Annotated in this window: 2 protein-coding genes and 1 pseudogene; all 3 read left to right on the top strand. The window is 75.8% G+C overall.

Annotation, left to right across the window (positions count from 1 at the left end):
- A pseudogene (locus FOE67_RS24395) lies at positions 1-1,044 on the top strand (hypothetical protein); the annotation flags it as partial.
- A 21-nt stretch (positions 1,045-1,065) separates the two neighbouring features.
- Positions 1,066-1,557 carry a hypothetical protein gene (locus FOE67_RS24390; RefSeq protein WP_182666990.1) on the top strand — a complete coding sequence of 164 codons (492 nt, stop codon included), beginning with the start codon at positions 1,066-1,068 and terminating at the stop codon, positions 1,555-1,557.
- Between the two features lie 5 nt (positions 1,558-1,562).
- The gene (locus tag FOE67_RS24385; protein WP_182666989.1) at positions 1,563-1,784 is read left to right on the top strand and encodes a hypothetical protein; all 222 of its coding nucleotides are present in this window, start codon (positions 1,563-1,565) and stop codon (positions 1,782-1,784) included.
- The last annotated feature ends 93 nt before the right edge of the window (positions 1,785-1,877 follow it).

Genomic DNA, 1,877 nt, shown 5'->3' with positions numbered 1-1,877 from the left:
GGCCCCGGGGAGGGCGCGCTGCCCCCCGGTGCCCGCCGCATCCGCCGGGACGCCCTGCGCGGCCCGCAGCCCATCGAGGACCTCCTCGCCGGACAGGACCAGGCCGCCCGCGGTGGGGTTCGGCCGGGCACCACCGGTCCTGCGGGCCCGGTGCCGACGGCCAAGCCCGCCCCCGCACCGGGCGACGCCGACGGCACCCGCCGGGCGACGACGACCCCCGACGGCGACGACTCCCCGACGGCCACGACGCCCGACGCCCCCGGCAGCCGACGGCAGGACGACGCCGACGGCGGGGCGACGGACACGGCGGGGGACACCACCCCCGACGCCGACGTCACCCGACGCCCGGCGCCCGACGCCACGTCCCCCGACGACCCGACGACGACGCCGGGCGACGACGACGCCCGACAGGAGACCGACGGCGGCGACCCGACGACGACGCCCGACGGCGACGGCGGGGGACCGGCCGACGCCACGACACCCGACGGCGGGGAGGAGAGCGGCACCCGACGGCGGCGCCCCTGGCGACGCCGGGCGACGCCCGACGCCCACCCCGCCGACGGCGCCCCGACAGCCGACGCCGACGCCGACGGGCGTGGCACCTTCGCCGACGACATCGCACTCGCCCGACAGCACTGGGCCGACGCCCGCGTCGCCGCAAGGGACGGACAGAAGATCGTCGTCGAGCACACCTGGGGAGCCGCTGAAACCGCCGCCCCCGCAGCCCTGCGCATGGACCGCGTCCGCTCCTCCCTCTACTGGGTCTCCGCAGCCGCAGCCGGCTACCTCCCCGCCGCCCTCGGAAACCCCGACGCGGCACTACCCACCCTCACCACCCGCGCCCTCAACTCCATCGCCACCGAACACAGCATCAGCTCCGGCATCGTCCTCGCCGGCCTCCTCGCGGCCGGCAGCTGGTTCCTCTTCGCTCTCCCCACCCGCCGCTGGCCCGTCCCCCTCGCGTGGACCTGCCGCATCCCCACGGCCTCCGTGATCCTCGGCAGCCTCCTGTGGGCCCCCGCCTGGAACAACCTCAACCTCTGACACCCCCTGGGAAGGACCCCCGTGCACACCCTCCTCGCCGCCGCACCCGCCGCGGCCCCGATGTTCGTCGACGGCAACCGCCCCGACGGCGCCTTCGACGGCGAATGGGTCGGCCACCTCGGAGCCGCCGGCACCGCCTTCGCCCTCACCTTCATCCTCTTCATCGGCACCCGCAAAAACGCCGACCACCAGATCAAGCCCATCGTCGCCCTGTTCCTCGGCTTCCTGACCAGCAACTCCCTCGCCGCAGCCGGCGGCGCCTGGGCACTGCCCTCCGACCTCATCCACCAGGGCCTGGCCGCCGCCGGCCTCGGCTCCGGCCTCGGCCCCTTCGGAGACGTCGGCATGGGCTCCCTCGCCATCGTCTGCATCGCCACCGCCTGGTTCACCAGGCTCAGCTCCCGCGCCGCCGCCTGGCTCGGCCTGGTCGCCGGCGTCATCTTCGTCGCCGCCGGAGGGATCTGGGGCTCCGTCGCCTACGTCGGCGCCCAGCTCATCGGAACGATCGGCTGACCGCCATGGACGCCTTCCCTTTCCTGCCGCTCGCCGCCGCCATGGTCAGCGTCCTGCTGACCATGGGCTTCATCGGCCCGCCCCGCACCGCCGCCGGCCGGGTGCTGACCGTCCTCGCCCTCTTCGCCGGATACCTCGCCTGGTACTGGCTCGGCCTGCCCGCTCTCCTCCACCTCACCGCCACCCACGGCATCTGGGGCTCCCTCGCCCCGCTCACCGGAAGCTGACCGATGGACAACCTCCTCACCCCGACGTCGCCCGCCCGTCGCCCGCCCGTCGCCCCGTCGTCGGGCCCGACGGCGCCCCCGACGCCTGACACC

The organism is Streptomyces calidiresistens (genome assembly GCF_014141525.1).
GTDB classification, from domain to species: Bacteria; Actinomycetota; Actinomycetes; order Streptomycetales; family Streptomycetaceae; genus Streptomyces; species Streptomyces calidiresistens.
The sequence above is the reverse complement of the archived record's forward strand: the minus strand, read 5'-3'. Positions and strand labels throughout refer to the sequence as shown.

What these genes read in the sequence shown, in the direction of transcription:
- FOE67_RS24385 (WP_182666989.1), top strand. Translation starts at nt 1,563, where the DNA reads ATGGACGCCTTCCCTTTCCTGCCGCTCGCCGCCGCCATGGTCAGCGTC.